Source organism: Luteibacter sp. (assembly GCF_009912395.1).
Lineage (GTDB): Bacteria > Pseudomonadota > Gammaproteobacteria > Xanthomonadales > Rhodanobacteraceae > Luteibacter.
Map to the genome: position 1 here is coordinate 145,308 of NZ_WNDO01000004.1, position 26,819 is coordinate 172,126.

Sequence of the window (26,819 nt, forward strand, 5' to 3'; positions counted from 1 at the left end):
GCTGGCCGTCCCCCGGCCTCGGAGAGTCGCTGTGGTCAAACCGCTTCCCCGCCTTCGCCTGCAGGGTTTCAACAACCTCACCAAGGCGCTGAGCTTCAACATCTACGACATCTGCTACGCCGTCTCTGAGCAGCAGCGTCAGAACTACATCGAATACATCGATGAACAGTACGACGCCGACCGCCTGACCCAGATCCTCACGGACGTGGCCGAGATCATCGGTGCCAACATCCTGAACATCGCCCGCCAGGACTACGATCCGCAGGGCGCCTCGGTCACCATCCTCATCTCCGAGGAGCCGGTGGTCGAGAAGCTCGGCCGCGACACCATCTCCGGTGCCGTCGTCGCGCACATGGACAAGAGCCACATCACCGTCCACACCTACCCGGAAACGCATCCGCATAACGGCATCGCGACCTTCCGCGCGGACATCGACGTGGCCACCTGCGGCGTGATCTCGCCGCTGAAGGCGCTGAACTACCTGATCGACAGCTTCGAGTCGGACATCGTCATCGCCGACTACCGCGTGCGCGGCTTCACGCGCGACGTGAAGGGCAAGAAGCACTTCATCGACCACAAGATCAACTCGGTGCAGGACTACCTGGCCAAGCACATCCGCCAGAAGTACGAGATGTTCGACGTGAACGTCTACCAGGAAAACATCTTTCACACGAAGATGCACATCAAGGACTTTGACCTCGACACCTACCTGTTCGAGGCCCAGGCCGACGACCTCTCGTTCAAGGAGCGCCAGCGCATCGAGTCGCTGCTCCGCCGCGAGATCGAGGAACTCTTCCACGGCCGCAACCTGATGTAACAAAAAGCCCCGCGAAAGCGGGGCTTTTTTTAGGGGGCGCTACGCCTCGGAATACACCCGGGACTACGCCTGTAGGAGCGCGCTCGCGCGCGATGGGTGCTCGCGACAACCCCCATCACGCGCAAGCGCGCTCCTACAGAATCCCGACTAAACCCGATACGCCACCGTCTTCATCACCACCGACGCCGCATGCATGATCTTCGGCAACGGGAAGGGCAGGTCGATCCCGCCCCGCGCCTGCGCCGCATCGGCATGGCGGATCTCGTCGGCCTGCATCTGGCGGAGGATCGCCCGGGACCGGTCGTCCTGCGCGGGCAGGCGCTCCAGGTGCTCGGCAAGATGGGCCTCCACCTGATGCTCGGTCTCCACCACGAAACCCAGGCTGATCGGATCGCCCACGGCGGCGGCGGCCATGCCGATCGCGTAGCTGCCGGCGTACCACAGCGGATTGAACAGGCTGGGCCGGCTGTCGAGCTCCTTCAGGCGCTCGGCACACCAAGCCAGGTGATCGGTTTCCTCCTGGGCCGCGTGCAGCAGGTGCGCACGGGTCTCCGGCGTGCGGGCGAGGGCGGCCTGGCCGTAATAGAGCGCCTGGGCGCAGACCTCGCCGACATGGTTGATGCGCATCAGGCCGGCGGCGTGGCGACGCTCAGCGTCTTCCATGGGCGCGTCGGGCACCGCATCGCCCGGCGAGGGGCGGGCGGCCTCGGGCGAGCCGCCGACGGCTTCCATGGCCCGCTCCAGGCCGGCCAATAGGCGGTCGAGGGGGCTGAGGATGCGGACGGACATGGAAAACTCCTGACGAAAGGGACGACACACGTTACAATGCGCGGCTACCGAAACGGGACACGGTCGCTGCGGCTGCTTGTCGCGCCCGACGTTCCGTTGTTCGTGGACAACTTGTGAAACGGCCCGGTCATCATGTTATGATTGTCGGCCCGAAGCTCACCTGATAGGTGGGCTTGCACGGTGAGGGAAGTTTCAGCTATTCTCTCCCGTCTTTGCTTTCACCGATTCCGTGTTCCGCCTCTCAAGGCGGCAAACCAGGTATTTTCGAAATGAAAACGTTCAGCGCCAAGCCGGAGAGCGTCAAGCGCGATTGGTTCGTGATCGACGCCACGAACAAGACCCTGGGTCGTCTTTCGACCGAGGTCGCGCGTCGCCTTCGCGGCAAGCACAAGCCGGAGTTCACCCCGCACGTCGATACCGGCGATTACATCGTCGTGATCAACGCCGGTAAGGTCGCCGTGACCGGTGCGAAGCTGGACGACAAGATGTACCACCGCTTCACCGGCTACGTCGGTAACCTGAAGACCACCAGCCTCAAGGATCTTCTGGCCACCTACCCGGAGCGCGTGATCGAGATCGCCGTCAAGGGCATGCTGCCGAAGAACCCGCTGGGCCGCGCGATGTATCGCAAGCTCAAGGTGTACGGCGGTGCCGAGCACCCGCACACCGCCCAGCAGCCGCAGGCGCTGGAAATCTAAGGAACCGATATGGCTACCCAGCAGAATTACGGTACCGGCCGCCGCAAGACCTCCGCCGCCCGCGTGTTCCTTCGTAAGGGCACCGGTGGCATCGTGGTGAACGGCAAGCCGCTCGACATCTTCTTCGGCCGCGAAACCTCGCGCATGATCGTCCGTCAGCCGCTTGAGCTGACCGACAATGTCGAAAAGTTTGATATCATGGTCACCGTTGCCGGTGGCGGCATCACGGGCCAGGCCGGCGCTATCCGCCTCGGCATCGCCCGCGCCCTCGTCGAGTACGACGAAGCGCTCAAGTCGCCGCTTCGCAAGGCCGGTTTCATGACCCGCGACGCTCGCGAAGTCGAGCGTAAGAAGGTCGGTCTCCACAAGGCCCGCCGCGCTACGCAGTTCTCGAAGCGCTAATCGCGCTTCACCATTCGGTGCACTAAGGTCAGAGCGCACCGAATCCCGGTTTAATGGGAGATCGTCTAACGGTAGGACAACGGACTCTGACTCCGTTTATCTAGGTTCGAATCCTAGTCTCCCAGCCAAATTGAAAAGGGCCCTGAGAAATCAGGGCCCTTTTCTTTTTTGGTTATAGCGCTTGGTTAACGTGGTTGATCAACACATGCATATGTGTCGGTCGCAGCTCCCTTCACGTTTGAAGTATCAGGTTACCCGATGCGTCTTTCCAGGGCGGTTGCCCTTGCAGCTGTCTGGCTCAGCAAGCATTGATTGGAATCCAGCATATCGGCTGTTCCGCCATTCGGATCGGGTGCGCAGGCTTTATCGCGCTCGGCGATCCAGCCCCGTTCCTCGTCACGTAGCACCTTGCGTTGTTCCGGCGAAAGGGGCGCTCGCATCTGCTGACCCGGAAGGCTCCTGCCCGAATGCCGAGATGGTGGTGGTTATACCGAAGCCGATTCCGATGATCCATCGAAGCATATGATTCTCTTGGAATAACGTGGCCGATCAAGCTATCTGACGCCGACTATATCCAAGTGGGCGTGACGTAGTCTGACCAAGCGTCCAGATGGGGGCGCCTCGCTTTGTGGTCCTTCAAGGGCTGGATCTGATGCGAAATTGATCGAGCTGGGCGATGATTGTTCACCGATTTCCTCACAACACACGGGGCATGAACCCATGAGCAGGTTGACGTGCATCGTGCTGGACGACTACCAGGGTGCCGCGAAAGCCGACGCCAGTTGGACACGGCTGAGCCATGGGGTGGACGTGACCTTCATCGATCGTCACATCGAGCACGACGAAGAGCTCATCCGTACGTTGCGCAAGGCTGACGTGGTCGTCGTAATGCGCGAGCGCACGCCCCTCCCCGGACACATTCTCGAACAGCTGCCTGGCCTGAAGCTCATTGTGACCAGCGGTATGCGCAACGCATCGATCGATCTGGCGACGGCAACGGCACGTGGCATCGTTGTGTGTGGCACGGCGAGTGAATCGGGGCCGCCGGCAGAACTGACCTGGGCCTTGCTGTTGGCCTTGGCCCGCCATCTGGGGGATGAGCGCGATGCCATGCGCAGCAATGGGCCTTGGCAGAGTTCGGTAGGCGCTGATCTGGAAGGGCGCACGCTCGGCATCCTTGGTCTCGGCAAGATAGGCAAGCGCGTATGTCGGGTTGCCAAGGCCTTCGGCATGCGTGTGTTGGCCTGGAGTCCGAACCTGGACGAGCAGCGTGCTGCGGCGGAGGGTGCCGTCCTCGCTTCATCCAAGCGGGCGCTGTTTGCGGAAAGCGACTTCGTCTCGCTGCATCTGGTGCTGAGCGAACACACCCGCGGTATCGTGGGGCGAGCGGAGCTGGCGGCAATGCCGCCCCACGCCCTGCTGGTGAACACATCACGCGCCGGCTTGGTGGATCGTGATGCGTTGCTGGAGGCCCTGACGACACACCGCATCGCTGGGGCAGCCCTGGACGTGTACGAGCAGGAGCCACTGCCTGCTGATGATCCTTTCCGGGTGCTGCCCAACGTGCTTGCCTCTCCTCACCTTGGCTACGTGACCCAGCGCAATTACGCCACGTACTTCGGTCAGGCCGTTGAAGATATCGAGGCGTGGTTGGCTGGCGCTCCCATTCGGGTGATCAACGAGTAAGAAAGACCCGGCGCACCGCATAGTGTGTGCTGGCGAATATGGCGCAGGGGACCGTCCTGGGCATGGGCATCGACGAGCGCAGCGTATCCACAGCCGGGCTCGCCTGGGATTGAGGGAGGTTTGCCTAACCATGGCTCTTGCGATGGTGCATGCCTGCACTTACGTGTTGCGCGCGCGGTGTGCTGAAATGAACGACACCACGCACACCAGGATGGGGCAAGGATGAGCAACCCGGGCGGTCATGGGACACCGATGTTGATGGAGGTGTCTTGCCTTGATGTGTACCCAATGCACAGTCAGGGCATTACCAAGTCAAGGCTCGAAACAGGGTGTTGGCGCGTGACGAGGATGCTCGCATGAAATGGCCACTCGCCTTCTGCCTATGGGCGATCTCGACCTCCGTTGGTGCCGTCGTGATCCGCGCCGATGTCGACGACGCCAGGTATCGAGCCCCAGCATCGGTCTTCCCTGCGCTGGCGGACCTCCCCGGTGAAGGGCATGGCGTCCTGATCGCGCCCCAATGGGTCGTCACCGCAGCTCACGCGGCACCCATGCAAATGGAGGGTATGGAAACGGACGTCTCCATCGGCGGGGTGCCCCGCAAGGTGAAGCGCGTCGTCGTGCATCCCGGTTACCGGAAGCTGTCCGAGCAAGTGGCCAGCGAAGCGGTGGCATCCGGGGATGTATCTAAGATCTACTCAGTGCTTGCGTCTTCTGACGACATCGCGCTGATCGAACTGGCTTCCCCTGTGACCGATGTGGCTCCGGTGCCACTCTATCGGGAGGCTCAGGAGGTCGGGATGACTGCGGAACTCGTTGGGAAAGGCGCCACGGGCGATGGTGTGAAAGGCAAGGATCCCCAAAGCCCGCATCGCAATGTTCTTCGTCGGGCGTTCAATGTCATCGTGGGCGCGGACACCCGTTATGTCTGGTATCGCTTCGACGCACCGCCTTCCGCATTGCCGTTGGAGGGCATCACGGGCAGCGGCGACAGCGGTGGTCCCTTGTTTATCGGGGAGGGGCGTTCCATACAGCTTGTCGGCCTTGCGTCCTGGAGCAAGTACCCACCGGACCATCCGTTCTGGAAGACGTGGGCACCGAGCCACCCGTTCGTGGAAGGCCTCTACGGTGTCGTCGTGAACGCCGTTCGTGTTTCACGCTATATCTCTTGGATAGAAAGCGTGATGTCTGCGTCAGGGAATAGCGCCACTCCGGTTTCATCAAAGCAGGGGTGACGATCCGCGCTGACATCTATCATTCAGCGCTGCCATGTCGTTGGCGATGGCGTTGAAGCCATAACCATACTCAGGAAAGGACGACCCTGCATGAACCGGATGTTTGCACGTTTCGCCGTGACGGCAGTGATGACGGCCATGGTGGCTATCCCGTTGAAAGCCAGGGCCGAAGATGGTCGGAATACGTCCTTACAGGACATGCTTGCCAAGCCTTGTCCTACGGCGGCGCAGTGGATGAAGATCCGCGAAAAACAGGCTCTTTCCGAACGTGAAACGGCACCAGTGGCCAAGCCCCTGGACATGGCGCTGTATGACGAACTGGTGAGGATGAGGGCGGAAGATAGGCGAGTTCGTACGCCTCTTCAGGAGGGTGGTGAGCACCCGTCCTCTGCAGTGATCCAGGCGGTGATGGATGTCGACAAGCGGAATCTCTCACGATTGCGCGACATAACGGCCCACGGGCTACCCACACGCGAGGCCATTGGTAGTGATGGGCAGGCGGCGCTTTTCATCTTGATCCAGCACGCTGACATGGATCCTGCCCTGCAAGCGCGTTTGCTGGCGGAAAACGAAAAAATGGGGAGCAAGGGCTTTGAGCCAGGCGATGTAGCGATGCTGTCGGACCGGGTCGCGCTACGCCTGGGTAAAGAGCAACCCTATGGTTCGCAGCTATGGTACGTCAACGGCCACCTTGCGCCAAAGAAGCCTGTCGGCCAGCTTGATGCCGTGGAAAAGCGGAGGCAGTCGGTGAACCTCATGCCTCTTTCCGATTACATATGCATGATGGAAGTGCTGCAAAAACCGCGCTAAAATCAACGGGGACGAGCCCCATGACGTTCCATCGTGAATTGATGGGCTCGATGGGGATACATCAAGACCTACGCGAACGGAGCGCAAGGCGTCCCCTGATGGAATCGCATGCGCCAGCCCAAGGTATCCCGCTGCCACAGGGAGCTACGCAACGTGTGCGATCCCGTGATGCCCTGTGCGTCCGTCCGTACGGATCGATACGTCAGCAATGCCAGACCGTCCGCGAGGAGGCTCAGTTGAAACGCGTCGCCATGGATCGCATCCGGCGACGCCTCCCTGGGTAGCGCGTCGAGTACCTGGTCGCGATCGTATGTCAGTCCGGATCGACCGATCTCCCGAAAATCGTCATGCAGCAAGGCGGCCAGCCGTTGGCGGTCGCCTCGCGTGGACGGTTGATGGAGCTTCGTTTCCAGGGCTACCAGTTCGTCGAGCAGTGCTTTGGTATGCATCGTGGTTTGGAGTCGCCGACAAGGTGATGACCACCCTATCGCCGATGCAGGGAAACGCCAAACGATCGAGGCAGCGTAAGCGGCATCTACTTCGCCGAAGCATCCATGGCCTTCAGGCGATCGATGGCATGCTGGTTCGAAGGATTAAGCACGAGCGAGCGCTTGTAGTTATCGAGGGCCTTCGCTTTCTCGCCCATGCCTTCGTACGCTTCACCCAGGCTATCGAACGCGTTCGCGCTCTTCGGCCATTGCTTCGTGTTGTATACGAACAACGCAATCGCCTGCGTGCTTCGCTTGGCCGATAGCAGGTTGTAACCCCACTGATTGACGAAGCCTTCCGTGAGATTCAGTTCCGGGTGATCGCGGCGAACGTCCGCGGCCACGGTGTCAACATGCTGGTAATTGTCCTTCTCCATGGCATCGTGCAACGCCGTGAGCACGGCAGGCATGCCGAAGATGTCCTTGTACGCCGCATCGGCGAGCTGGTGCAGTTTTTCCTGGGCGCTGCCGGCACGGTTGGCCAGCAAGACGATGCCGTAGCCCTTGTCGGGATACATCTCGATATAGCTGGAAAACCCGAACGCGCCGCCGGAGGTGCGCAGGTGGCGCTGGCCGTCGATGGTCTTCTCGAAGATCCAGTTGTAGCCGAAGGCAAACTCGTTGGGATTGCCCCAGGTGGCGGTATGGCTCAGCTTCACCGCCGGATCCGTTGCCTTCAACTGCGCCTGGAGGAACTTCGCCATGTCCGCGCTGCCATAGCGCAGGCCACCGGCCGGCATCACCGCCGGCCCACGTAAGGGGGGCATCACCGCATGCTTTTCGTCGTAGCCGGTGGCGATCGTCGCGGCCTGTTCGTCCGTGCCGTGGCCCGTCATGCCGAACGGCTTTTCCACATAGCGCGAGAGCAGGTTGGCATAGCTGTCCTTGTAGACCCGTTCCAGGATGATGCCGAGCAATTCCGCGGCCACGTTCGAATGACGCGGTTCGACACCGGGCGGACGATCCAGTTTGACGGCCTTCAGGTCGATCAGCAGTTGGGCAGGGGTGTAATCCTTCAACGAGCCGTAGAAGATGGCTGCCAGCTTTTCCGGTGGCACACCGGCCATGAGCTTGCTCACATCGGGCAGGTTGTCGGGTAGGGCGGAAGTGGTGTTCGCCAGTTGCGCGATAGTGACCGGCTTGCCACCGAAGGCTAGCTGAGGATAGTCGGGCGGTAGATAGGTGCGGATATCGGCGTTGGGATCGATCTTTCCCTCGACCACCGCGTGCGCAAGGATCAGCGACGTGAACGTCTTCGTGATGGAGGCGATCTCGTAGACGGTGCGTTCCGTGGCGGCCTTATGCGCACCGCGTACCGTGCTGCCGAAGTTGTAGACGTGCGTCTGTCCGTCCCTGACGACCGCGATGGACAGGCTGTCCGTGAGGTCGGCATCCACCATCTGCGAGCCCAGCTTCTGGAACACCGCATCCATGGTCGCCGTGCTCGCGACAGGGCGTGGCGTTTCCGTCGCGTGTGTCGGCGTGGTGCCGAATGAAAGCGCGGCGATGCACGCCACGATGGCCAGATGCTTCATGGTCTCCCCCTTCCTGATCCCTTGGTGGTCCCGATGCTGGAGGGGCGGCCAGCCGGGAGCGACTGCCGGAAGTAACGCGATGGACAGGGGGATCTCACTAGCTAAATGCGACTGACTCGCATTATCATGCGAGCCTATCGGCTTCGCCCTGTCACATCCCGCTTCATGTCCAACGCGTCCACCCTCACCGATCTTCTTCAACAGGAGCGGCCCGCCCTGCTGCGGCTGGCCCATCGCATCCTGGGCACCGAGGGTGCGGCGGAGGACGTGATCCAGTCGATGTGGTTCAAGGCGCGCGGCGTGGACGAGGCGCAAACCATCGCCAATCCCAGGGCCTACCTCTATCGCCTGGCGACCAACCTCGCCACGGACTATGGACGTGAGCGAACCCGCCGAGCGCGATTGCTGGCGGATCATTACCTGTGGGGGCCGGAAGAGGCGGTGTCTGCGGAAGAGCAGGCCATGGCCCAGGACGAACTGCGCCGGGTCCTCGATGCCGTGGGTCATCTGCCCGAACTGACGCGCAGCATCTTTCGGTTACATCGCCTGCAAGGGCTGACGCAGAGCGAGGTCGCCCGTCGCCAGGGCGTTTCCGTCACCACGGTGGAGAACCACGTGCGGGGTGCCTTGCAGCGCCTGGCCTGGATTCGCCAGGGGCGATAGGCACACGGTCTGGGGGAAATGGCTTCGCCATACGTCTATGATCCAAAGGCCGTGTCGTGGCCTGTCCCTTCCGACCGCCAGCCCATGAGCCCGCCGACCTCGTTCCAGGATCCGCCACCCTCGATACCCAGCGACGATGTCGCCGACGAGGCGCGCACGTGGATCGCGTGGCTGGCGTCGGATCGCGTGGATGAAGCAGGCATGGATACCTTCGAGCGCTGGCTGGCGGAGCCAGCACACCGTCGTGCGTTCGAGCACGAACGCGTGCTCTGGCGTAGTTTTGGTCCGAAGCCCTCGGCGGCCGTATCGCCTCGTCGAGGCCGATCGCGTCGGCGCTTTGTCGCCCTTGCCGCCGTGGCGATGTTGGCGGCGTGGTTCATGGCGCCTTCGGTAGCGCTGCGCGTACGCGCCGACTATCGCAGTGGCCATGCCGTCGAATCGATCACTTTGTCCGACGGAAGCCGGGCTGTGCTCGATGCGGACAGCGCGATCGCGGTGCACTATGATGAAGGCCGTCGCCGCGTGTCGTTGCTCGAAGAGCGGGCCTGGTTCGACGTGGCCCCGGATGCGCGGCGACGTTTCAGCGTGGACGCCGATGGCGGTATCGTCGAGGACATCTCCACGATCTTCACCGTTGCCCGCGAGCCGGATCACGTCGAGGCCGTAGTGGCACAAGGGCGTGTGCGCGTCGCCACGAACGGCGACGACTGGACGTATCTGGCGATGGGACAGGGTGTGCGCTTTGGCGCAGGGCAGGCAATCCAGCGCTTGCCGGATGTGCCGGCGGATCGTGTTGGCGCATGGCGGCAGGGCGAATTACTGCTCGATGATATGGATGTCGCCAGCGCGATCGATCGTATCGGCCGCTACCGGCCGGGCCGAATCATCGTGCGCGGCGACCTCTCGGCACTGCCACCCGTCAATGCCGCCTTTCGCATCGACCAGCCCGAACGCGCGCTCGACACGCTGGCCGCCAGCGCGGGGCTGAGCGTGACGCGGCTGCCCTTCGGCATCGCCATCGTCGGTAAGGCGGCACGCTGAGCGTTTCTTGATATTGCCCTTGGGGGAATCCGTTTCCCGTTCGTCTTAGGCATCGAAGGTACCCGCCGCCGCCAGTGCTTTCGACGTGCCCGCGTGCCGCGCGGGTGGTGCCGTTCCTTCGCCAGGGTTCCCCATGCCTACTCCGCTTCGTTCGGACCGTTCGCCGTGTCCGTCCCGTCTTTGTCTTGCGCTGGCCGCTGTGCTCGCCAGCGTCTCGTTCCCCGTCCTTGCCGATGTCGCGCCGTCGAGCGTCGCCGCCGCCCGCCACTTCGACATTCCCGCCCAGCCGCTTGCCGAAGCGTTGCGCGGCTGGATGCGTCAGTCCGGGCAACAGGTGGCGTATCCGGCCGCGTTGGCCGACGGCGTCACGTCGCATGCCGTCAGCGGTGATCTCGATGCGCAGGCGGCGCTCACCCGTCTTCTCCAGGGCAGCGGCCTGACCGTGCGTCGCGTCGCCGATGATGCCGTGACGCTGGAGAAGATCGACGGCAAGCAGGATGGCAAAGGCGCCATCGTCACCGATACGCTGAGCGTCTCCGGTAGCCACGCGGGCCTCGACGGCACCGATGGGGATCGCAGCATGGCGCCGTATCGCGAAAGCGGCTCCAGTGCCTTCATCGACCACACCACCATCGAGCGCTTCCGCGGCACCTCCACCGCCGATATCGTCAAGGGCGTGGCCGGTGTCACCGCAGGCGATCCGCGCGTGGGCAACGCGCTGGACGTGAACATCCGTGGCATCCAGGGCCAGGGTCGCGTGCCGGTGATCATCGATGGCGGCCAGTCCACGATGGATACCTATCGCGGTTACGCGGGCCAGTCGCAGCGTACCTACCTCGACCCGGATCTCATCTCCAACGTCACCATCACCAAGGGGCCGAGTCTCCAGGCCAACGCCTCCGGCGGTATCGGCGGTGTCGTGGAGATGGAGACCCTGAAGGTCGACGACATACTGCGCGAAGGCCGCGACATGGGCGTGCGCGTGCGCACCGGCCTGGCCAACAACAGCGCGAACAATCTTCCTGCGTACAGCGCGATGCCGCGCACGGACCGCAACGCCACCGGCAACCAGTTCGCGAACATCGCCCTTGCCGGGCGTTGGGATCGTTTCGACCTGCTCGCCGCGTACGCCTGGCGCGATACCGGCAACTATTTCTCGGGCAAGCACGGCTACGACGACTTCCCGCAGAAGCCGCGTACGCTCGCCACACTGAATCCGCCACGGACGGAAGTGTTCAACACCTCGTCGCGCTCGGAATCCACGCTGCTCAAGGGCACCTGGCGCATCGACGATCAGCAGACGCTGGAAGCGGGCTATCGCCACTACAAGGGCTCGGCCGGCGAAATCATGGCCTCGCAGATCACCCGTGTGAATCGTGATCGCGTGCCGCAGTGGGACCCGGGCCATATCGACATGGACAGCTACAACCTGCGCTATCGCTTCAAGCCGGACAGCCCGCTGGTCGACCTTCGCGCAAACCTCTGGTACACCGACGCCGACAGCCTGATGTACAACGGCCTTACGGGCATCACGCCGTGGTACTTCAACCGGCGTACGGAGTGGTACGACGGCCCCACGTTCAACACCGACCCAGGCTACAAGGACGCGTATCGCAACGCGCAGCACCAGCGCCGCTTCGGCCTGGATGTGACCAATACCTCGCTCGTGGAGTCCGGCGTGGGTCGCTTCACTTTTGACTATGGTCTGTCCTACACCAAGGAAGACGTGGGGCCGGGCGAGAACTCGCCGATCCTGCAGGATGACCTGGTCAACAATCGTTTCCTGCGCAACGCCTATCGCAAGGAATACAGCGCCGTCGCGTCCGTGAAATGGCAGCCCGATGATCACTGGGAATTCCTGGTGGGTGGGCGCTGGAACCAGGTGGACGTGCACGACCGCAATAGCCTGGCCACCCCCGACAAGGAAGAAGTGATCGGCAAGTATCGCTATACCGAGCTGCTGAGCGGCGATCCGTCGAAGCCGCTGCGTGGCAAGCGCATCGCCTTGCTGAACTGGTATCCGGACGCCAACGGCAACTTCACCGAGGAGTCGCTGCGTGCGTCGCCCTACAAGAAGGGTACCGTGGGCGATATCGCTGGCTGGAACTTCTACAGCGCCGGCAAGCCGCAGGATCTGAGCGTGCCGGTTAGCTGGACCTGGTCGGATCGCATCCATCGTCGCGATAACGCGTTCACGCCCACGGCGAGCGCTACGTATCATTTCGACGCCGATTCGCTGGTGTATGTGAAGTATGCCGAGGGCGTGAAGCTGCCCAGCCTGTTCGAGACCACGCTGGGCTTGTTCACGGCGGCCAAGCCCACGGGTGAGCTGAAACCCGAGCATGCCCATAGCTGGGAAATCGGTGCGAGCACGGTCAAGCACGACCTCTTCACTGGCGGCGACCGCATGGCGCTCAAGCTGGCCTACTTCAACACGCGCATCGACGACCTCATCACCCGCGACTACCGCACGCTGTCGGCGGGCCTGATCCGCAATGTCGATCGCTTCAAGGTCTCGGGCCTCGAGTTCCAGTCGAACTACGACAGCGGCCGCATCTTTGCCGACCTGTCCGCGCATTACTACTTCAAGGCCAAGACCTGTGCGCCGGATATCGCCGCCGAACGCCGCGCCTATGGCGTGAAGTGGAAGATCGACGAACTCACCACCACGCCCAACTGCGTGGATGGCGGTTTCGAGGGTTCGTACAGCAACACGCAGAATCCGCCACGCTACAACGTCAACCTGACCCTGGGTTCGCGCTGGTTCGACGAACGCCTGACCTTTGGTACCCGTGTGATCCACAACGCCGGTCCGATCAGCAAGCTGGACAAGGAGTGGAACGTCGGCCTGTCGGCCATCCAGCAGTTGTACCGCTCGGCGACCATCGTCGACCTGTTCGCCAGCTATGCGGTGAACGACCAGTTCGCGGTGGACGTGAACCTGGATAACGCGACGGACCGGTACTACCTCGATCCGCTGGCGCTGGGCGTGATGCCGGCACCCGGTCGCACCGCGCGACTGGCGGTGACCTGGCGTTACTAAACCGAAGCGAGGGCGTCGCCTGGTGCGACGCCCTCGCCATGTAAGCGTTCTCCTTTCACAAGGAACTATGACGATGCAACATCCCGAAGTCATCGCAGCGGACCTGACACCCTGGGGCATGTATCTTTCCGCCGACCTCGTCGTGAAGATCGTGATGATCGTGCTGGCCGTGGCGTCCATTGCCACGTGGACCGTGCTGGTGGCGAAGTCCTGGGAGTTGTCGCGAGCCGCGCGGCAGCTGCGTCAGGCCCGCGCCTTCCTGCTCGATACGCCCAGTCTTCCCGTGGCGCAGGCGCCGGTCGGGGCCGGCGTGACCCGGGAGCTGGTGGAGGCCGCGCAAGGCGAATTGACTCTGTCGCACGACGTGACCGAGCGCGAAGGCATCAAGGAGCGCGTGGCCTCACGGCTGGAGCGCATCGAGCTGGCCCATGCGCGCGAGCAACGCAGCGGCGTGGGCGTCTTGGCGAGCATTGGTGCCGTGGGACCGTTCGTCGGACTGTTCGGCACGGTCTGGGGCATCATGAATAGCTTCGTCGGCATCGCGGGTGCAAACACCACGAATCTCGCGGTGGTGGCGCCGGGTATCGCGGAGGCCTTGCTCGCGACCGCGCTCGGTCTGGTGGCCGCGATTCCCGCCGTGCTGGTGCATAACCACATCACCCGCACGCTTGCGGGCGTGCGCCTCCTGGTGGGCGACGTGTCGGCGGCGGTGCAGCAGCTGGTATCACGCGACCTTGACCGCCGTACCGTGCGGCCATCGGTCACCCCCTTGCGTATGGCGCATTGAGCATGGCGATCAGGACTGCACGCCATGACGATGCGCCGGAAGAACAGCATGGCATCAATGTCACGCCGTTCATCGACGTCATGCTCGTGCTGCTCATCATCTTCATGATCGCCGCGCCGATGGCGACCGTCTCGGTCCCCGTGCAGTTGCCGGCCAGCCAGGCGAAGACGACTCCGGACGAGCGGTCGCCGGTATTCGTGACCCTCCAGGACGACCTGTCGCTGCGTGTCGGCGAGTCGACGGTGTCGCGGGATGGCCTGAAGGCGGCGTTGCAGGAGGCGACGGCCGGCGATCCGGAACAACGGATCTATCTGCGCGCGGACCGGAAGGTGCCCTACGGCGACCTGATGAGCGCGCTCGACGCGCTGCGCGACGCGGGCTACCTCAAGGTCGCGTTGGTCGGCATGGAGGGGCCGCTTCCATGAGGTTGGCGGGGTGGGCATGCAGCTTGCTGGTGGTCTTGTTGGTGCATGCGCTCGTCATCGCACTGGTCTGCACATGGCCGGCTGCACCGGTGGCCGTCACGCGTGCGCCGCCGGAAGGTCTTGTCGTGGAACTGGCGCCCGTACCGGAATCGCCCCCGGCGCCGCCGCGCGAAGTGCCACCCGGCCCGCCGCGTCAGGAGCAGCATCGGCAGGCTCCCCGGGTGGAGAAGAAGGTGACGGTGAAGACGGTGCAACGCCCGGACGCCGAGCTGTCGAAACCCGACGAGGCACCGCAGGCCACCCACGACGACACGGCGACGGCCAACGTCGAGCAGACCCAGGCACCGCCCAGCGTGAAGGCGGACGCGAGTGCGCGCTATGCGGCGTCGACCACCAACGCCGGTCAACGCAGCACGGCCACGGCGACATGGCAGGGTGCGTTGCTCGCCCACCTGGAGCGCTTCCGTCGTTATCCGAGGCAGGCCGAACGCTTGCATCAACAGGGCGTGAGCTACGTACGGTTCGCGGTGGACAGGCAAGGCCATGTGTCCTCCATCCGGCTGAATCGAAGCAGTGGCTTCGAGCTGCTGGACCGGGAAACGCTGGATACCGTGTCACGCGGCAATCCGGTGCCGCCGCCCCCGGCAGAGATCGAAGGCGACCCCATCGACGTGCTGGTGCCGGTGGCGTTCTTCCTGCGCCGTTGACGGGGCCTTGTGCGTCCCGCGCCGCCGCTTCACCATGGCGGCTATCAGGGAACGGAGTCCGCCATGCCGATCACGATACGCGTCGCCACCGCGCGGGATCTGCCGGCGTTGCGCGAGCTGTTCCTTCGATCGCGTCGCGACACGTTTACCTGGCAACCCTGCCATCTTTTCCAGCTGGCCGATTTCGACGTACAGACGGAAGGCGAACGGATCCTTATCGCGGAAGAGGGGATGCGCCTTGCCGGTTTCGTGTCGGTCTGGGAGCCGGACGCGTTCATCCATCATCTGTATGTGGATGGCGCGTTCCTTCGTCGCGGTATCGCTCGCCAATTGCTGAACGCGCTACCCGACTGGCCGCTGACGCGTTACCGGCTCAAGTGCCTTGTACGTAACCTGGGTGCGCTGCGCTTCTATGAGGCGACGGGTTTCGTGGAGGTAGGGCGAGGTACGAGTGACGACGGCGATTTTCTTTTACTGGAATCGCCACGAGCCGAAGGCGCAGACTAGTCGTACCCTCACCCTTCGGACGATCCTCGATGAACGTGCAGAAGAACCAGCAGTGGGACCCGGCCAGTTACGATCGCCACGCCCGTTTTGTCTCCGACCTCGGCGGCCCGGTGCTCGATCTACTCGATGCCGCACCGCGTGAACGGATCCTCGACCTGGGCTGCGGCGATGGTTCGCTCACGTTGAAGCTGGTTCGGATGGGATGCGATGTCCTCGGTGTCGATGCCAGTGCCGCCATGGTGGACGGTACGCGGAAGCTGGGTGTCTCGGCGATTGTGATGGATGGGCAGGCGCTGACCTTTCAGGGGGAATTCGATGCGGTATTCAGCAACGCCGCGCTGCACTGGATGCCCGATGCCGACAAGGTCATCGCGGGCGTGTGGAATGCGCTGAAGCCGGGTGGCCGTTTCGTTGCCGAGTTCGGCGGCCATGGCAATGTGGAAACCATCGTGCGCGCGGCGGAGGTGGCGTTACAGGCGCGAGGCTTGCCCATCGCACGCCCCTGGTTCTTTCCGACGGCGAAGCGCTACCAGTCCATGCTGGAAAACCAGGGCTTCCAGGTCACATCCATCGCCTTGATTCCACGCCCGACACCGTTGCCCGGTGACGTGGGGCAGTGGCTCACGACGTTCGCCCAGCCGTTCCTGCGCACCGTGCCGGAAGAGCATCGCGAAGACTTCGTCGCCTCGCTGGTGGAAGACCTGCGCCCGACGCTGCTGGGTGACGATGGCCTCTGGCGCGCCGACTACGTTCGCCTACGCTGCCGGGCCGTTCGTCCCGCGTCGACGTGACCATGCCACGCCGTCTCGGCTAGGATCGTCGTCGTCTTTCGGACGGCTCATCCATGGAACTACCCTTCGGCACCCGCATTCACGCGGAGCAGCGCTATCGCATCCGCACGCTCGCGATCCACCTCGATTTTTTCGTGGCGGTCGTGCGCGGGCGGAAAGGCCTGTTCGCGGCGGGGGAGATGATCGAAGCGGGGCCATCCGAAGGCATGCTGGCGGCGCGCGGCACGCATTGGGACGTGATCAACGACCCTGCCGGCCAGTCCCACTACGAGGCGATCAGCCTTTCCCTGGATGATGCCATCCTGGCCGAGTTCGCCAAGCTGCCGATCGCTGCACAGGCCACACCGGTTACGGCCGCGAGTGTCGTACGTGTGGATCATGCCCTGATGGAGGCCATGCGACGGACCTTGCCGGCCTCGGACGAGCAGCCCGTGTCCGAGTTACTGCTCAGGCATCGCGCCATGGAAGTGCTGATCCTGCTGGCCGAGCGCGGCTGGTGTTTCCTCCCCGGTGAAGCGCTCGATTGGCCGGAGCGGGTCCGCCGCCTTGTCGCCCAGCGTCCTGACGCGGCATGGAGCGTGGCGGCGCTTGCCACGACCTTTCATCTCAGTGAGTCCACGCTGCGTCGGCGACTGGAATCCAGCGGTATCACGCTGGCCGCGCTGGTGCGCGAGGTTCGCCTGGAAACGGCGCTGGGCATGTTGCAAACCACGGGCTTGCCGGTGAACGAGGTGGCGCACCGGTGCGGTTGGGATTCGCATAGCCGCTTTTCCGCAGTGTTCCAGCAGCGTTGGGGCGTCGCGCCCTCGGTGGTTCGCGCACGCTTGAAGGAAACGGGACAGCCGCTGACGGAAAACGGCTAATCGGCCATCCGGCGGTTCGCGATCATGGGCCCTGTTCAATCCACGAGGGCACGACGATGACATTCATCCGCACACTGGGCGCGCTGGCCTGCCTGGCCACCGTGCCGGCGGCGTTCGCCGGCGATTTCACGGTATCGAGCACGTCCGTCGACGGTCGCGGCACGCTTTCGAGCGCGCAGGTGCTTGAAGGTTTCGGCTGCCACGGCGGCAACCGGTCGCCTGCGCTGGCATGGAAGGGCGAGCCGACCGGTACGCGCAGCTTCGCCGTCACCGTCTACGATCCCGATGCGCCTACCGGATCGGGTTGGTGGCATTGGGTGGTTATCGATCTTCCCGCGACGACGCATGGCCTGGCCGAAGGCGTGGGCGACGCGTCGGGCAAGGCGTTGCCGGCGGGCGCCGTGCAGGGCAGGACGGACTACGGTGCGCCGGGCTTCGGTGGCGCCTGCCCGCCGCCGGGTGACAAGCCGCATCGCTACGTCTTCACCGTTTATGCGCTGAAGGTGCCGCACCTCGACGTGCCGAAGGACGCATCGGCCGCGATGATCGGCTACATGATCCACGGCAACAGCCTGGGTAGCGCGTCGATGCAGGCGACCTACGGTCGTTGAGCGGCGCGGGTCCTGGTCCCTTGGCGGTGTTGCGCTTGCACACCGTCGAGCAGAATCTTCATGCCAACCTCGAAAAGCCGGTCGGGGTCGATCGTCGTCAGGGCGTTCGCCGCACCGGCCAGGTGAGGATAGTCGGCGGAGGCTTGTTCCAGGGTCGACAGCTCGACGCCGAGCGCATAGGCGGAAACGGGTGACTCTCGTTTCCCGTGCGCCTGTTCGCGTGCTTCTTCCGTGATCATGCCGAGCAGGTAATGGCGGTAGAACGTCGCCATGGTGACCGCATCGGTGGACGAGAAGCCCTCGTCCACGAACGCGCCGACGGCCACCTCGTAGAGATGGATGCGGTTCGGACCGGTGGGTGGTTGTTCGGCGAACAGCCGGGCGGCATCACGATAGGCGAGTAGCACGCGCCGATATTCATGCGCGATGACTTCGAGTCGTTCGCGTGGACTGCGGGTGCGATCGGGAAAATCCATCTGTCCGCAGATGGCGTCGGCAACCATCTGCAGCAGTTCGTCCTTGTTGCGGACATGCCAGTAGAGCGCCGGCGATTGCACTTGCAGGCGTTCGGCGAGGTTCCGCGTGCTGAGGCCGGTCAGGCCGTTCGCCTGGAGCGCATCGAGCGCCGCCTCGATGAGGCGTTCGCGGGAAAGTGGCGATTTTGCCGCGTTCGCAGGCTTTTTCGATTTTGTTGCCATGACGTGCGATCGTATTGACGGCGCGAATTTATCACTGATAAGTTCGCGCCGTCAATGTCGCCTGGCACCAGGCCTTTCCGGATACCATCATGCAGAAACCGATCACCCGCCGGAGTTTTCTCGGGCTTACCTGCGGCATCACGCTCGCGCCGCTCGTTCCGGCCTGGGCGCTGGCCAGTGGCCGTGACGACATCGTCATGCCGTCGGCGAAAAAGAGCCTGTATGACGCCGCGTTCGTGCTGGATGCCAATAGCCTGGGTGGAATGGGTGATCCGGAGAACTACGCACCCGACGTGGCGAAGAGCCTGCGCCTCATCCGCGAGTCCGGTGTCTCGGTGCTCAAGAGTTCGCTGGGCTACGACAGCTACGACTTCGAGGCAACGGTGAAGGAGATCGCGGACGCGCAAGCGCTGATCGAGACGTACCCGGAGACGTTCCTCCAGGTGAAACGACCGGACGACATGTTGCGCGCGAAGCGAGAGGGCAAGCTTGGCGTGATCTTTTCCTTCGAGGCGGTCACCATGCTCGAGGACAAGATCGAGCGCATCGACCTGTTCCGGAATTTCGACGTGCTGGTGATGCAGCTGACCTATAACCGTAAGTCGCCCTTCGGCTACGGTTGTCTTGAAGGCGACACCGGCGGCGTCACCGCGTTGGGGGCCAAGGCCATTGCGCGCATGAACGAGCGTGGCATCACCCTCGATCTCAGCCACTCGAACGCGCAGACCACGGCGGATGGCATCGCGTTGTCGAAGAAGCCTTGCGTGGTGACGCATGCCGGTTGCCGCGCGGTCTTCGACCATCCGCGCAACAAGCGCGACAAGGAGATGAAGGCGCTGGCGGAGAAGGGCGGCGTCATGGGCATCTACATGCTTCCATTCCTGACGCCGGACAACCGCCAGCCGATGCTCGCCGACTACATGGCGCACATGACGCATGCGCTGGATGTCTGCGGTGAAGACCACGTCGGTATCGGTACCGATCTGGGCTTCTTTCCCGAGACCGACGATGACATCAAGCGGCATCTCGCGGAAGAAGAACGTCGGCGCAAGCTGGGTATCGGTGCAACGGGCGAGAATCGGCCGTTGTACATTCCCGATGCGAATTCCACGCGTAAGCTGGAGATCGTGGCGAATGCCTTGCAGAAGAAGGGCTATGGCGCCCGGACGGTCGAGAAGGTGTTGGGCCTGAATTTCAGGCGGGTGTTTACGGAGACGTGGACGGTCTGAAGACGCGGGCTTCCAGCGTGTGGCGCGTGCCGGAAAGCACGCGTCCGACCGTACGCCGTACGATGACGCGGTAAGGGCCTTTGGTGCCCATGGCGTCGCGTCGGCCAGCGGGAAGGATCGCGATGTCACCGATGTTCATGGGGACGACGATGGCGCGTGACTGCATGCGTGGGCGTTGTTCCACGAGGATAAGCTCGCCGCCGGTGAAGTCGTGTTCCGGTTTCGATAGCAGAGTGATGGCGACGTAGGCGTCGTCATCGTCGTGATGAAGCGGGCGTTCCGTCGTCGGGTCGTCATGATACGCATGGACGGTGATGGTCGAGATATCCCGGTCAATCCGTGTCGATACGATGCGACGAAAGGCTTCATCGTCGTATGCAGGCAAAAGGCCGGTGAGCAGCACGTAGCCATCGCGATCGATATCGCGGCGTATCGCCTCTGGCGAAAGAAGCTCACGTCGCGTCATGGAAGATCACCCCCACCGTATAGCGATGACCCTGCCGTATCCGGCTGACGCCATGGCGCATCGCCACACGCCGCACGCCGCGTCGCCCTGGGCCGGGGCGATGGTTTACGGCGAACAGCACGGCATCACCCTGCCTCAAATGCACCACCTCTGCACTCTGGCCATCGGTGGATTGCTGGGTCACCACGAACTCGCCGCCGGTAAAGTCCCTGCCGGGTTCCGATAGAAGGATCGCGACCTGGAGCGGAAAGACATGTTCGCCATAGAGGTCGCGATGCAGGCAGTTGTAGTCGTCGCGGCCGTAGCGAAGAATGAGCGGGGTAGGGCGTGATTGGCCCGCGTCGTGGCACCGTGACAGGAAGGCGTCGTAGTCGTCGGGAAAACGCGTCTCGATCCGTAGTGCATCGTGCCAGCGATTGGCGATGGGCACGAGCTGTGGATAGAAGGCTCGTCGAAGCGATTCGATGGTATTGGGCAACGGATAGGCAAAGTACTTGTATTCGCCACGACCGAAGCCATGCCGGGCCATGACAACGCGCGAGCGATACAGATCGTCCTTCAGGTAGTCCTTGCGCAGCGTGTCGCAATGCGCGGCTGGCAATAAGCCAGGCAGGATGGCGTGCCCATGCCGATCGAGGGCGCTGGCGATGCCTTCCCAGTTCATTTGGGCGATGGCGGTTTCGAGGGTGGGCATGGGGCGAGAATGTCGTTGGGAGTGGCGTCAATGTAGACCTCGTAGGAAATGCCACCCTCCGAATCTTGCGTTGGGAAAGGTTGGCTGCTGCGCAGCCCGTGTATTTAACGGCTTGCGCCGTACAGCCGCTTCGTAGGGTGGGCTCGCCTTCGGCATCGCGCGCGGCGCTCGGGCGTGGCGGTGGAGCCGTCGGGCCGCCGTCGGGGCGCGCCGGCTCCGCCGTCCCTCGGGAAAGGTTGGCCGCTGCGCGGCCCGTGTTTTATGGCTTCGCCCCTTCGGGCTCGGGCAGGTGGTCGGGATTTTTCGACTCGACATCCTGTCTCGGCGAAAAAGGCCGGTCATCCTGACCGGCCCCGCTGCGCGGTCTTGTCCGCCCACCTGCCCTCGGCTCCTCAAGTCGCGCCCCGGCGGCGACCCGACGGCTCTCCAGGCGTTACGGTGACCTTGTAGGAGCGCGCCTCGCGCGCGACCCGCGGCAGCGGCAATCTGGCCCGCTGCCGCGGGTCGCGCGCAAGGCGCGCTCCTACAGTTCGGGTTCCCGCGAGATGAACCACATCCAAATCGCGCCCAGCGTCGAACCGATCAGCAATGCCCCGGAGAATTCCAGCCAGTTATCCGGCCATTCGTATTGGTGGGGACGCAGGTCATAGCGACCGGCGAAACTGCCTAGCGCGAAGGCTGCGACGATAAAGGCGATCAAGGAAATCCCGGTGAATACCTTCGCGCCGATGGCTAACGAACAATGCTGGTAGCGGCGGGCGATGAAGATCAGCGCATTGATCGGTAAAAGGATCAGGGCCATGGCAATCTCCCATAACTCGATCGTCATTTCGCACCGCCTAATGCACGTACTTCATCCCACATGCGCCGGACATTCGCCTGCTTTGTGCATTGCAGGCTCATGCGATGAAGAAGATTCACCCCCGACATCGCCCGCGTGAGATACCGCCGATTCGGCACTTCGTTCTCGGCCATGTACTCGGTCAACATCGCCTGCATCGCTTCGGCATACGCCTGCATCGCCGTCGCGTCATTCATCAGCATGTCCACGCTGGCTTCTAAATTCAGGGCAAAGCTGCCCTCCCCAAGGACGCTGTCGTCTTTCGGTTCAGTCATTTCTCAAATCCTCATCCACCGCTTCCGAGCGGGGCACGCCAACGGCCGTGCCCCTCATCGACTCGGGCGGTTCGATCTCACAAGGTCCGACTGTCCGATGTTCTCATTCGCCCACGGCGCTACGCGCCGGGAGGCTCGGCGGAGGGAAATACCATGAGAATGCCGGACAGGCCGGGCGTTTAGCCGCGTCCGGAGGGGTTCCGGGACGTCCGTGGACCGCGTGGGTCGGGCGGTGGGTGTGAGAATGCCTTAGACTTTGGCTTAGCCATCGTCAACTCCTATGGTTGATTGGTGGTTAGCGGGTCGTAGGTGTTGTAGCACCTGCGGCCCGCGCTTCTTACCGCTTACGAACGATGGTTGCCCGCCACGACACGTGACATGAACGAGCAGGCAACGCGTGCACGGTAGCAAATTACGTGCGTGCTTGCATATGGAAGGATTCTCAAAAAGTGCCGCGTTTTTTTTGCGCGCGATCACACGTTATCGATGACCTGGCCCGCTGCGCGGGGTCGCGCGCAAGCGCGCTCCTACAAGAGGCGGGATGCGATAACCGGATGCATCGCTGTGGGCACCGGCCTCGGTCTACCAGCACTGCGACGATGCTGCATCGGCATTTGCGTGGGTAACGTGCTTGCTGGAGCGACGTGATGAGGTGCGATCAGACGGTGACGGCCGTGTGGCCTGCTGCGCGGGATCGCGCGCAAGGGCGCTCCTACCGGGGGCGGTGTCGATTTGAGGTATCGAGTGCGCCGATGCGGGGTGTCAACACCCCGGCTTTTGAGAAGCCGGGATGTCTATTGCGCTAAGACTTACTCGCAGCCGCCCGGGGGCGGGTCGTTGGTCATCTGCGGGTCGCACTGGACGATGCCTGACAGGCGATCGGTGACGTTCACGAACACCGTGATGAGGCCCTTGCGCTTGTTGCGATGCGATACCCACACGGCTGCGCCGTCTTCGGAGAATTCGGGCTCGCTCAGCTCAGTCTGGAAGTCGGTACCGTAGAGATCTTCCATGGAGAAGCGCTTGAGGTCGCAGCCGGTCAGTTCGTACCGGATGACCGTGCCGGCTTTTTCGATATGGACGCTTTCCGGATCGAACTTGTAATGGTAGTCACCGCCGCGGGTGCTACGAAAACCCTTCGGAGCGATGTCATCTTTGATGGAGGGCACAACGGTGAGTGCCACCTTTAACACCGGTGCATCATCGGCAGGAGTACCCGTTTCCGATTGAATCGTGGTCTCGCTCATTGCATCTTTCCTTGGTTGGTGTGACTGACGAAAGTCTCGAACGCCGGGGCGCGGTATCCGGCCTGCCGCAAGCGTTCCAGGTAGGGAGCGGCCTCATCCTGGTGGCCAAGGAGTGTCGCGATCCTCACGTAAGGATCGAGAACGCGGGGGTCCGTGCTCTTTTCGGCACGTGGACGCAATTCGGTGAACGCGCGGTCCAGGTGGGTGGACGCGGTGCTGGCGTCGCCGCGCTGGCGGGCGATCTCGCCGGCGGTCATGTCGGCCAGGGCGCGCAGTACGCGGCTGGACGCGGCGGTGGCGGGGACGTCGCCGAACAGCGATAGCGCGTCGTTGGCGGCGGTGGCGGCGGGAGCGAGATCGCCCAGGCGCAGGTGGGCCATGCTTTCCCAGGTGCGGTTGACGGCCAGCAGCGTGCGCCAGTCGTTGACCTTGCCGTCCACGGCGAGCAGCTTTTGCAGCAGTTCGCCGGCGTCGGCGTAGCGACGCAGTGCGAGTGCGGCGTCGCCGGTGCCGTAGGCGAGCCAGCCTTGTTGCGAGCGGGTGAGGGCGAGGTCGCGCTGCCACTTGCGGTTGTCGGGTACGTCGCGGACAAGCTGTGCGAAGGTGGTTGCGGCCGCGGTGTAGTCGGACTCGGCTTGGGCGATCATGCCCAGGTCGGCGCGCGCGCGGGCGAGGTGCAGGTCGGAGAGGGCGCGGCGGTAGAGCCACAGGTTGGTGGGCTCGCCGGATTCGCGCGCGGCGTGCACGGCTTCGCGCTCCTGCACGAGGTGACCCAGCGCGTCGCGCAGCTTGCCGCGCTGTTGTTCGACGCTGGCTTCCCAGCTCATCGTGTCGGCCAGTTCCAGCCACATCTTGCGGGCGGCGGGCTGCATGCCGAGCACGCGGCGTTTCAGCGACGACGAGATGTCGAATTCGCTGGTGGCTTCTTCGGCGTTGTCCGTGCGCTGGGCGATGGAACCGAGGCAGTTGTGCGCGTAGGACAGTTCCTGCCACGCATCAGGTACGTCCGGTTCCAGTTTCGCGCGTAGCGTGGCCTGTTCCAGGTAGTTGCGCCATTCCAGTTTCGTTTCGTCGTACTTGCCGCGTCCGAAGGCGATCTGTCCGCGCCAGTAGGCGAGCTTGCCGCGTTCGGCATAGGCTTCGGTCTGGTCGGGGTGTTCCTTCACGAGGTGGGCGAGGCTGGTGTCGGCGCTCTGGAAGGCCTGGATGGCGCCGTCGCTGTCGCCGCGCGCGTAGCGGATCTCGCCGATCTCGCGCAGGGCCTTCGCCTGGCGCAGCACGGCTTCGGGGGCATCGCTCTTCCAGTCGTGGCCGCCCATGACTTGCATCGCGCGGTGGGTGACTTCGTCGAGCAGGTCGAGGCGACCTAGTGCATCGAGGCGTTCGTTCATGTCGCCGAGCATGAAGTCGAGGAGCGACTCGGCATCGGCGCGGCGGGCTTCGGCGTGGCGCTCGGCCTTGCGGGCGTTGACGGCGGCGAAGGTGGAGATCACGGCGAGCACCGCGATGGCGGCGGCCATGCCGGCCAGGGTCATCATGGCGTAGCGCGCATGGCGCAACGACAGGCGGACGAAGCGGCGCTGGTCGGCGTCGAGCGGCGGATGCGCTTCGCGCGACAGGCGTCTGGCGTCGGCGAGCAACTGGCCGCGGGGGATCAGGTGTTCACGACGCTGGCCTTCGGCGGCCCAGCGTGCGGCCATCTCGGCGATGCGCGCGCGGGCACGCAGGTCGGCGCGATGGGTCTGCACCCAGTCGGCCACGCGCGGCCAGTGGCGCAGCAGGGCTTCGTGGGCGAGGGTGAAGCAGGGTTCGTCGTCTTCCAGCAGGCTGACCAGCAGGCGGGCATCGATCAGCTGGCGTACGGCGTGTTGTTCGTCGTCGTCGATGTCGATCCAGCGCACGGTGCGCGCGGTGACGCCGTCGCCGGCCACCGCCACCAGTCGGTGCAGCAGTCGGGGGAAGGCGCGGATGGCGCGAGCGTCGAGGCTGTCGTGGATGCGCTCGGCGCGCTGGGCGAGCGCGCCTTCCAGGCCGCCCATGGCCTCGTAGGCCGCGAAGGTCAGCGTGCCGTCGTCGTCCTTGACCTCGTACAGGGCCTGCAAGGTGTACTGGAGCAGGGGCAGGGCGGTGGCGTGGCGGCAGGCGGCTTCGAGCAACACGTCGTCGAGCATGCGCTCGCCCTGCGGGTCGCGGTCGAAGCTCAGGCCGGCGGCTCGGGTGGGCAGGCGGATGATCTGCGCCATCTCGCCGGGGCTGGGTGAGCCCAGGTCGTAGCTGCCGCCGTCGTGTTTCAAAGCGAGCAGGCCGGGGATGGCCATCAACTGCGGATAGAAGTCGTTGCGGCAGGTGCCGAGCACGATCACTCGGCCGCTGCGGGCCAGGCGGTCGAGGGCCCGAATCGCGGTGGCGACCTGGTCGGGCGGCTGGGTGACCAGGCCTTCCATCGCGTCGACCACGATCAGCAGTCGATCGTCGCGCCCGGCGGTCTCGCGTTCGATGCGGTCGATGACGAAGTCGAGGTCGTTCGCCAGCGCCTTGGCCAGGGCATGGCGCTCGCTGTCCACGAAGACCGGGCGGCCACCCGGCGTCCAGCGGCACAGGGCGCCGGCCAGGGTTTCGATGAGCGGGGAGGTGGGCGTGCGGGCCACGAACGAGGTCCAGGCCGAGACCCGCAGGCCGTCGTGGCCGGCTTCGCCGAGCAGGCTCGGCACGATGCCGGCCTGGACCAGCGAGGACTTGCCGCATCCGCTCGGTCCGGCCACCAGCACGAAGGCGCAGCCGTCGGCGTCGCTGCGGCGGATCGCGCGCAGCAGTTCCGCCGTGGCGCGGGCCCGGCCGAAGAAGACGTCGCTGTCCTCGCTGCCGAAGGCGAGCAGGCCGCGGAAGGGCGAGCCGTCGTTCCAACTGCGTCGGCCGACGGTGGCGCGCTCGCGGGCGTCGGCGAAGGCGACCTTCGCCACCACCTGGTAGCCGCGCTTGCGGACCGTGGCGATGTAGCGGGGGGAGCGGGCGTCGTCCTGGAGCGCCTTGCGCAGCAGGGCCACGGTCTTGTGGACCGGATTGTCGCCATAGAAGGTGCCCCGCCAGCAGGCCGCCAGCAGTTGTTCGGTGCTCACCACCTCCCCGCCGGTGCCGGCCAGGTAGGTGAGCACGTCGATCAGTTTCGGCTCGAGGACGAGTCGCTCATCCTGCCGCTCGATGGTTCGCTGGGCCGGTCGCACGGTCCAGTCGCCGAAGCTGAAGAACGTCGGATCGTCGCTGCTCTGCATGTTTCCCCTTCCGTGGCGCCCGTCAGGAGGCGCAACGTAAGTCCCCGTGTTTAAAGGGTTTCGTAAACCGTAAGGTTTCCGGAAGGACGCAAGAGGGTACTCCCCGCGAGGGTGTGCCCACCGCTGCTTCCCATGGATTCCCCCCATGCATGGTTTCCCGCTTTCCGGTCACCACGCCTCTCGCATTCTGTCACACGCCTCC

Annotated in this window: 27 protein-coding genes and 1 tRNA gene; 18 read left to right on the forward strand and 10 right to left on the reverse strand. The window is 63.9% G+C overall.

Translation table 11 applies throughout. The annotated features are described in order from the left end of the window. The first annotated feature begins 31 nt into the window (after positions 1–31). A complete protein-coding gene (speD, locus tag GAK28_RS06135) occupies positions 32–817 on the forward strand; it encodes an adenosylmethionine decarboxylase (protein ID WP_036109987.1) in 786 nt (261 codons plus the stop codon). A gap of 147 nt (positions 818–964) precedes the next feature. Here speD and coq7 read toward each other — a convergent pair whose 3' ends face one another. After that, complete coding sequence (gene coq7 / locus GAK28_RS06140; RefSeq protein ID WP_291776233.1) at positions 965–1,606, reverse strand: 2-polyprenyl-3-methyl-6-methoxy-1,4-benzoquinone monooxygenase; 642 nt, start codon at positions 1,604–1,606, stop codon at positions 965–967. A 269-nt stretch (positions 1,607–1,875) separates the two neighbouring features. Here coq7 and rplM point away from each other — a divergent pair, with 269 nt between their 5' ends. The 6 genes from rplM (at position 1,876) to GAK28_RS06170 (ending at position 6,437) form a co-directional block, all read left to right on the forward strand. Continuing rightward, positions 1,876–2,304: a 50S ribosomal protein L13 gene (gene rplM / locus GAK28_RS06145; protein ID WP_144916172.1), complete on the forward strand. Its 429-nt coding sequence runs from the start codon at positions 1,876–1,878 to the stop codon at positions 2,302–2,304. Between the two features lie 9 nt (positions 2,305–2,313). After that, a complete protein-coding gene (gene rpsI / locus GAK28_RS06150; RefSeq protein ID WP_166950536.1) occupies positions 2,314–2,706 on the forward strand; it encodes a 30S ribosomal protein S9 in 393 nt (130 codons plus the stop codon). Between the two features lie 54 nt (positions 2,707–2,760). Then, positions 2,761–2,834: transfer RNA gene (locus GAK28_RS06155), tRNA-Gln, on the forward strand. 592 nt (positions 2,835–3,426) lie between these two features. After that, complete coding sequence (locus GAK28_RS06160; protein ID WP_291776239.1) at positions 3,427–4,392, forward strand: D-2-hydroxyacid dehydrogenase family protein; 966 nt, start codon at positions 3,427–3,429, stop codon at positions 4,390–4,392. Positions 4,393–4,748: 356 nt separating this feature from the next. Next, complete coding sequence (locus GAK28_RS06165) at positions 4,749–5,627, forward strand: trypsin-like serine protease (protein ID WP_291776241.1); 879 nt, start codon at positions 4,749–4,751, stop codon at positions 5,625–5,627. A gap of 90 nt (positions 5,628–5,717) precedes the next feature. Then, a complete protein-coding gene (locus tag GAK28_RS06170) occupies positions 5,718–6,437 on the forward strand; it encodes a DUF6624 domain-containing protein (RefSeq protein ID WP_291776243.1) in 720 nt (239 codons plus the stop codon). 68 nt (positions 6,438–6,505) lie between these two features. Here the strand turns inward: GAK28_RS06170 and GAK28_RS06175 are convergent, their stop codons facing one another. Together GAK28_RS06175 and GAK28_RS06180 are read right to left on the reverse strand one after the other, a co-directional pair. After that, positions 6,506–6,886, reverse strand: a complete 381-nt coding sequence (locus GAK28_RS06175) for a nuclear transport factor 2 family protein (RefSeq protein WP_291776245.1) — start codon at positions 6,884–6,886, stop codon at positions 6,506–6,508. Positions 6,887–6,972: 86 nt separating this feature from the next. Further along, positions 6,973–8,460: a serine hydrolase gene (locus GAK28_RS06180; protein WP_291776247.1), complete on the reverse strand. Its 1,488-nt coding sequence runs from the start codon at positions 8,458–8,460 to the stop codon at positions 6,973–6,975. A gap of 165 nt (positions 8,461–8,625) precedes the next feature. Between GAK28_RS06180 and GAK28_RS06185 the strand changes: the two genes are divergently transcribed. The 10 genes from GAK28_RS06185 to GAK28_RS06230 all read left to right on the forward strand — a co-directional run bounded on the left by GAK28_RS06185 (position 8,626) and on the right by GAK28_RS06230 (position 17,898). Continuing rightward, on the forward strand, positions 8,626–9,123 hold the full coding sequence (locus tag GAK28_RS06185) for an RNA polymerase sigma factor (protein ID WP_291776249.1): 498 nt from the start codon (positions 8,626–8,628) through the stop codon (positions 9,121–9,123). An 84-nt stretch (positions 9,124–9,207) separates the two neighbouring features. Further along, positions 9,208–10,164 (forward strand): FecR domain-containing protein, encoded by a 957-nt coding sequence (locus GAK28_RS06190; protein ID WP_291776251.1) that lies wholly within the window; start codon positions 9,208–9,210, stop codon positions 10,162–10,164. Between the two features lie 133 nt (positions 10,165–10,297). Next, positions 10,298–13,207 (forward strand): TonB-dependent receptor, encoded by a 2,910-nt coding sequence (locus tag GAK28_RS06195; RefSeq protein ID WP_291776253.1) that lies wholly within the window; start codon positions 10,298–10,300, stop codon positions 13,205–13,207. Positions 13,208–13,280: 73 nt separating this feature from the next. Then, on the forward strand, positions 13,281–13,994 hold the full coding sequence (gene exbB / locus GAK28_RS06200) for a tonB-system energizer ExbB (RefSeq protein ID WP_291776255.1): 714 nt from the start codon (positions 13,281–13,283) through the stop codon (positions 13,992–13,994). Positions 13,995–13,996: 2 nt separating this feature from the next. Next, the gene (exbD, locus tag GAK28_RS06205; protein WP_291776257.1) at positions 13,997–14,419 is read left to right on the forward strand and encodes a TonB system transport protein ExbD; all 423 of its coding nucleotides are present in this window, start codon (positions 13,997–13,999) and stop codon (positions 14,417–14,419) included. Continuing rightward, positions 14,416–15,126, forward strand: coding sequence for an energy transducer TonB (locus GAK28_RS06210; RefSeq protein WP_291776258.1), 711 nt, complete (start codon positions 14,416–14,418; stop codon positions 15,124–15,126). The genes exbD and GAK28_RS06210 overlap by 4 nt, the downstream gene beginning before the upstream one ends. Positions 15,127–15,189: 63 nt before the next feature. After that, positions 15,190–15,633, forward strand: a complete 444-nt coding sequence (locus GAK28_RS06215) for a GNAT family N-acetyltransferase (protein WP_291776259.1) — start codon at positions 15,190–15,192, stop codon at positions 15,631–15,633. 29 nt (positions 15,634–15,662) lie between these two features. Then, positions 15,663–16,424: a class I SAM-dependent methyltransferase gene (locus GAK28_RS06220; RefSeq protein ID WP_291776261.1), complete on the forward strand. Its 762-nt coding sequence runs from the start codon at positions 15,663–15,665 to the stop codon at positions 16,422–16,424. A 53-nt stretch (positions 16,425–16,477) separates the two neighbouring features. Beyond that, a complete protein-coding gene (locus GAK28_RS06225; RefSeq protein WP_291776263.1) occupies positions 16,478–17,287 on the forward strand; it encodes a helix-turn-helix transcriptional regulator in 810 nt (269 codons plus the stop codon). Between the two features lie 56 nt (positions 17,288–17,343). Beyond that, a complete protein-coding gene (locus tag GAK28_RS06230) occupies positions 17,344–17,898 on the forward strand; it encodes a YbhB/YbcL family Raf kinase inhibitor-like protein (RefSeq protein WP_291776265.1) in 555 nt (184 codons plus the stop codon). Here GAK28_RS06230 and GAK28_RS06235 read toward each other — a convergent pair. Further along, positions 17,886–18,596, reverse strand: a complete 711-nt coding sequence (locus GAK28_RS06235; RefSeq protein WP_291776267.1) for a TetR/AcrR family transcriptional regulator C-terminal domain-containing protein — start codon at positions 18,594–18,596, stop codon at positions 17,886–17,888. The two genes, GAK28_RS06230 and GAK28_RS06235, sit on opposite strands and share 13 nt — an antisense overlap. 89 nt (positions 18,597–18,685) lie before the next feature. Between GAK28_RS06235 and GAK28_RS06240 the strand changes: the two genes are divergently transcribed. After that, on the forward strand, positions 18,686–19,825 hold the full coding sequence (locus tag GAK28_RS06240; protein WP_291776268.1) for a membrane dipeptidase: 1,140 nt from the start codon (positions 18,686–18,688) through the stop codon (positions 19,823–19,825). On the opposite strand, the gene GAK28_RS06245 is transcribed toward GAK28_RS06240, so the two are convergent. The 6 genes from GAK28_RS06245 to GAK28_RS06270 form a co-directional block, all read right to left on the reverse strand. Beyond that, a complete protein-coding gene (locus tag GAK28_RS06245) occupies positions 19,803–20,291 on the reverse strand; it encodes a 2OG-Fe(II) oxygenase (RefSeq protein ID WP_291776271.1) in 489 nt (162 codons plus the stop codon). The two genes, GAK28_RS06240 and GAK28_RS06245, sit on opposite strands and share 23 nt — an antisense overlap. Beyond that, positions 20,278–20,985 carry a 2OG-Fe(II) oxygenase gene (locus tag GAK28_RS06250; protein ID WP_291776273.1) on the reverse strand — a complete coding sequence of 236 codons (708 nt, stop codon included), beginning with the start codon at positions 20,983–20,985 and terminating at the stop codon, positions 20,278–20,280. The genes GAK28_RS06245 and GAK28_RS06250 overlap by 14 nt, the downstream gene beginning before the upstream one ends. 523 nt (positions 20,986–21,508) lie before the next feature. Beyond that, complete coding sequence (locus GAK28_RS06255; RefSeq protein WP_291776275.1) at positions 21,509–21,787, reverse strand: hypothetical protein; 279 nt, start codon at positions 21,785–21,787, stop codon at positions 21,509–21,511. 23 nt (positions 21,788–21,810) lie between these two features. Further along, positions 21,811–22,101 (reverse strand): hypothetical protein, encoded by a 291-nt coding sequence (locus GAK28_RS06260; protein ID WP_291776277.1) that lies wholly within the window; start codon positions 22,099–22,101, stop codon positions 21,811–21,813. 809 nt (positions 22,102–22,910) lie between these two features. Further along, positions 22,911–23,348, reverse strand: a complete 438-nt coding sequence (locus GAK28_RS06265) for a hypothetical protein (protein ID WP_291776279.1) — start codon at positions 23,346–23,348, stop codon at positions 22,911–22,913. Next, the gene (locus tag GAK28_RS06270; RefSeq protein WP_291776281.1) at positions 23,345–26,617 is read right to left on the reverse strand and encodes a winged helix-turn-helix domain-containing protein; all 3,273 of its coding nucleotides are present in this window, start codon (positions 26,615–26,617) and stop codon (positions 23,345–23,347) included. Before GAK28_RS06270 ends, GAK28_RS06265 begins: the two co-directional genes overlap by 4 nt. Positions 26,618–26,819 lie beyond the last annotated feature (202 nt).

What these genes read in the sequence shown, in the direction of transcription:
- coq7 (WP_291776233.1), bottom strand. Translation starts at nt 1,606, where the DNA reads ATGTCCGTCCGCATCCTCAGCCCCCTCGACCGCCTATTGGCCGGCCTG.
- rplM (WP_144916172.1), top strand. Translation starts at nt 1,876, where the DNA reads ATGAAAACGTTCAGCGCCAAGCCGGAGAGCGTCAAGCGCGATTGGTTC.
- rpsI (WP_166950536.1), top strand. Translation starts at nt 2,314, where the DNA reads ATGGCTACCCAGCAGAATTACGGTACCGGCCGCCGCAAGACCTCCGCC.
- GAK28_RS06160 (WP_291776239.1), top strand. Translation starts at nt 3,427, where the DNA reads ATGAGCAGGTTGACGTGCATCGTGCTGGACGACTACCAGGGTGCCGCG.
- GAK28_RS06165 (WP_291776241.1), top strand. Translation starts at nt 4,749, where the DNA reads ATGAAATGGCCACTCGCCTTCTGCCTATGGGCGATCTCGACCTCCGTT.
- GAK28_RS06170 (WP_291776243.1), top strand. Translation starts at nt 5,718, where the DNA reads ATGAACCGGATGTTTGCACGTTTCGCCGTGACGGCAGTGATGACGGCC.
- GAK28_RS06175 (WP_291776245.1), bottom strand. Translation starts at nt 6,886, where the DNA reads ATGCATACCAAAGCACTGCTCGACGAACTGGTAGCCCTGGAAACGAAG.
- GAK28_RS06180 (WP_291776247.1), bottom strand. Translation starts at nt 8,460, where the DNA reads ATGAAGCATCTGGCCATCGTGGCGTGCATCGCCGCGCTTTCATTCGGC.
- GAK28_RS06185 (WP_291776249.1), top strand. Translation starts at nt 8,626, where the DNA reads ATGTCCAACGCGTCCACCCTCACCGATCTTCTTCAACAGGAGCGGCCC.
- GAK28_RS06190 (WP_291776251.1), top strand. Translation starts at nt 9,208, where the DNA reads ATGAGCCCGCCGACCTCGTTCCAGGATCCGCCACCCTCGATACCCAGC.
- GAK28_RS06195 (WP_291776253.1), top strand. Translation starts at nt 10,298, where the DNA reads ATGCCTACTCCGCTTCGTTCGGACCGTTCGCCGTGTCCGTCCCGTCTT.
- exbB (WP_291776255.1), top strand. Translation starts at nt 13,281, where the DNA reads ATGCAACATCCCGAAGTCATCGCAGCGGACCTGACACCCTGGGGCATG.
- exbD (WP_291776257.1), top strand. Translation starts at nt 13,997, where the DNA reads ATGGCGATCAGGACTGCACGCCATGACGATGCGCCGGAAGAACAGCAT.
- GAK28_RS06210 (WP_291776258.1), top strand. Translation starts at nt 14,416, where the DNA reads ATGAGGTTGGCGGGGTGGGCATGCAGCTTGCTGGTGGTCTTGTTGGTG.
- GAK28_RS06215 (WP_291776259.1), top strand. Translation starts at nt 15,190, where the DNA reads ATGCCGATCACGATACGCGTCGCCACCGCGCGGGATCTGCCGGCGTTG.
- GAK28_RS06220 (WP_291776261.1), top strand. Translation starts at nt 15,663, where the DNA reads ATGAACGTGCAGAAGAACCAGCAGTGGGACCCGGCCAGTTACGATCGC.
- GAK28_RS06225 (WP_291776263.1), top strand. Translation starts at nt 16,478, where the DNA reads ATGGAACTACCCTTCGGCACCCGCATTCACGCGGAGCAGCGCTATCGC.
- GAK28_RS06230 (WP_291776265.1), top strand. Translation starts at nt 17,344, where the DNA reads ATGACATTCATCCGCACACTGGGCGCGCTGGCCTGCCTGGCCACCGTG.
- GAK28_RS06235 (WP_291776267.1), bottom strand. Translation starts at nt 18,596, where the DNA reads ATGGCAACAAAATCGAAAAAGCCTGCGAACGCGGCAAAATCGCCACTT.
- GAK28_RS06240 (WP_291776268.1), top strand. Translation starts at nt 18,686, where the DNA reads ATGCAGAAACCGATCACCCGCCGGAGTTTTCTCGGGCTTACCTGCGGC.
- GAK28_RS06245 (WP_291776271.1), bottom strand. Translation starts at nt 20,291, where the DNA reads ATGACGCGACGTGAGCTTCTTTCGCCAGAGGCGATACGCCGCGATATC.
- GAK28_RS06250 (WP_291776273.1), bottom strand. Translation starts at nt 20,985, where the DNA reads ATGCCCACCCTCGAAACCGCCATCGCCCAAATGAACTGGGAAGGCATC.
- GAK28_RS06255 (WP_291776275.1), bottom strand. Translation starts at nt 21,787, where the DNA reads ATGGCCCTGATCCTTTTACCGATCAATGCGCTGATCTTCATCGCCCGC.
- GAK28_RS06260 (WP_291776277.1), bottom strand. Translation starts at nt 22,101, where the DNA reads ATGACTGAACCGAAAGACGACAGCGTCCTTGGGGAGGGCAGCTTTGCC.
- GAK28_RS06265 (WP_291776279.1), bottom strand. Translation starts at nt 23,348, where the DNA reads ATGAGCGAGACCACGATTCAATCGGAAACGGGTACTCCTGCCGATGAT.
- GAK28_RS06270 (WP_291776281.1), bottom strand. Translation starts at nt 26,617, where the DNA reads ATGCAGAGCAGCGACGATCCGACGTTCTTCAGCTTCGGCGACTGGACC.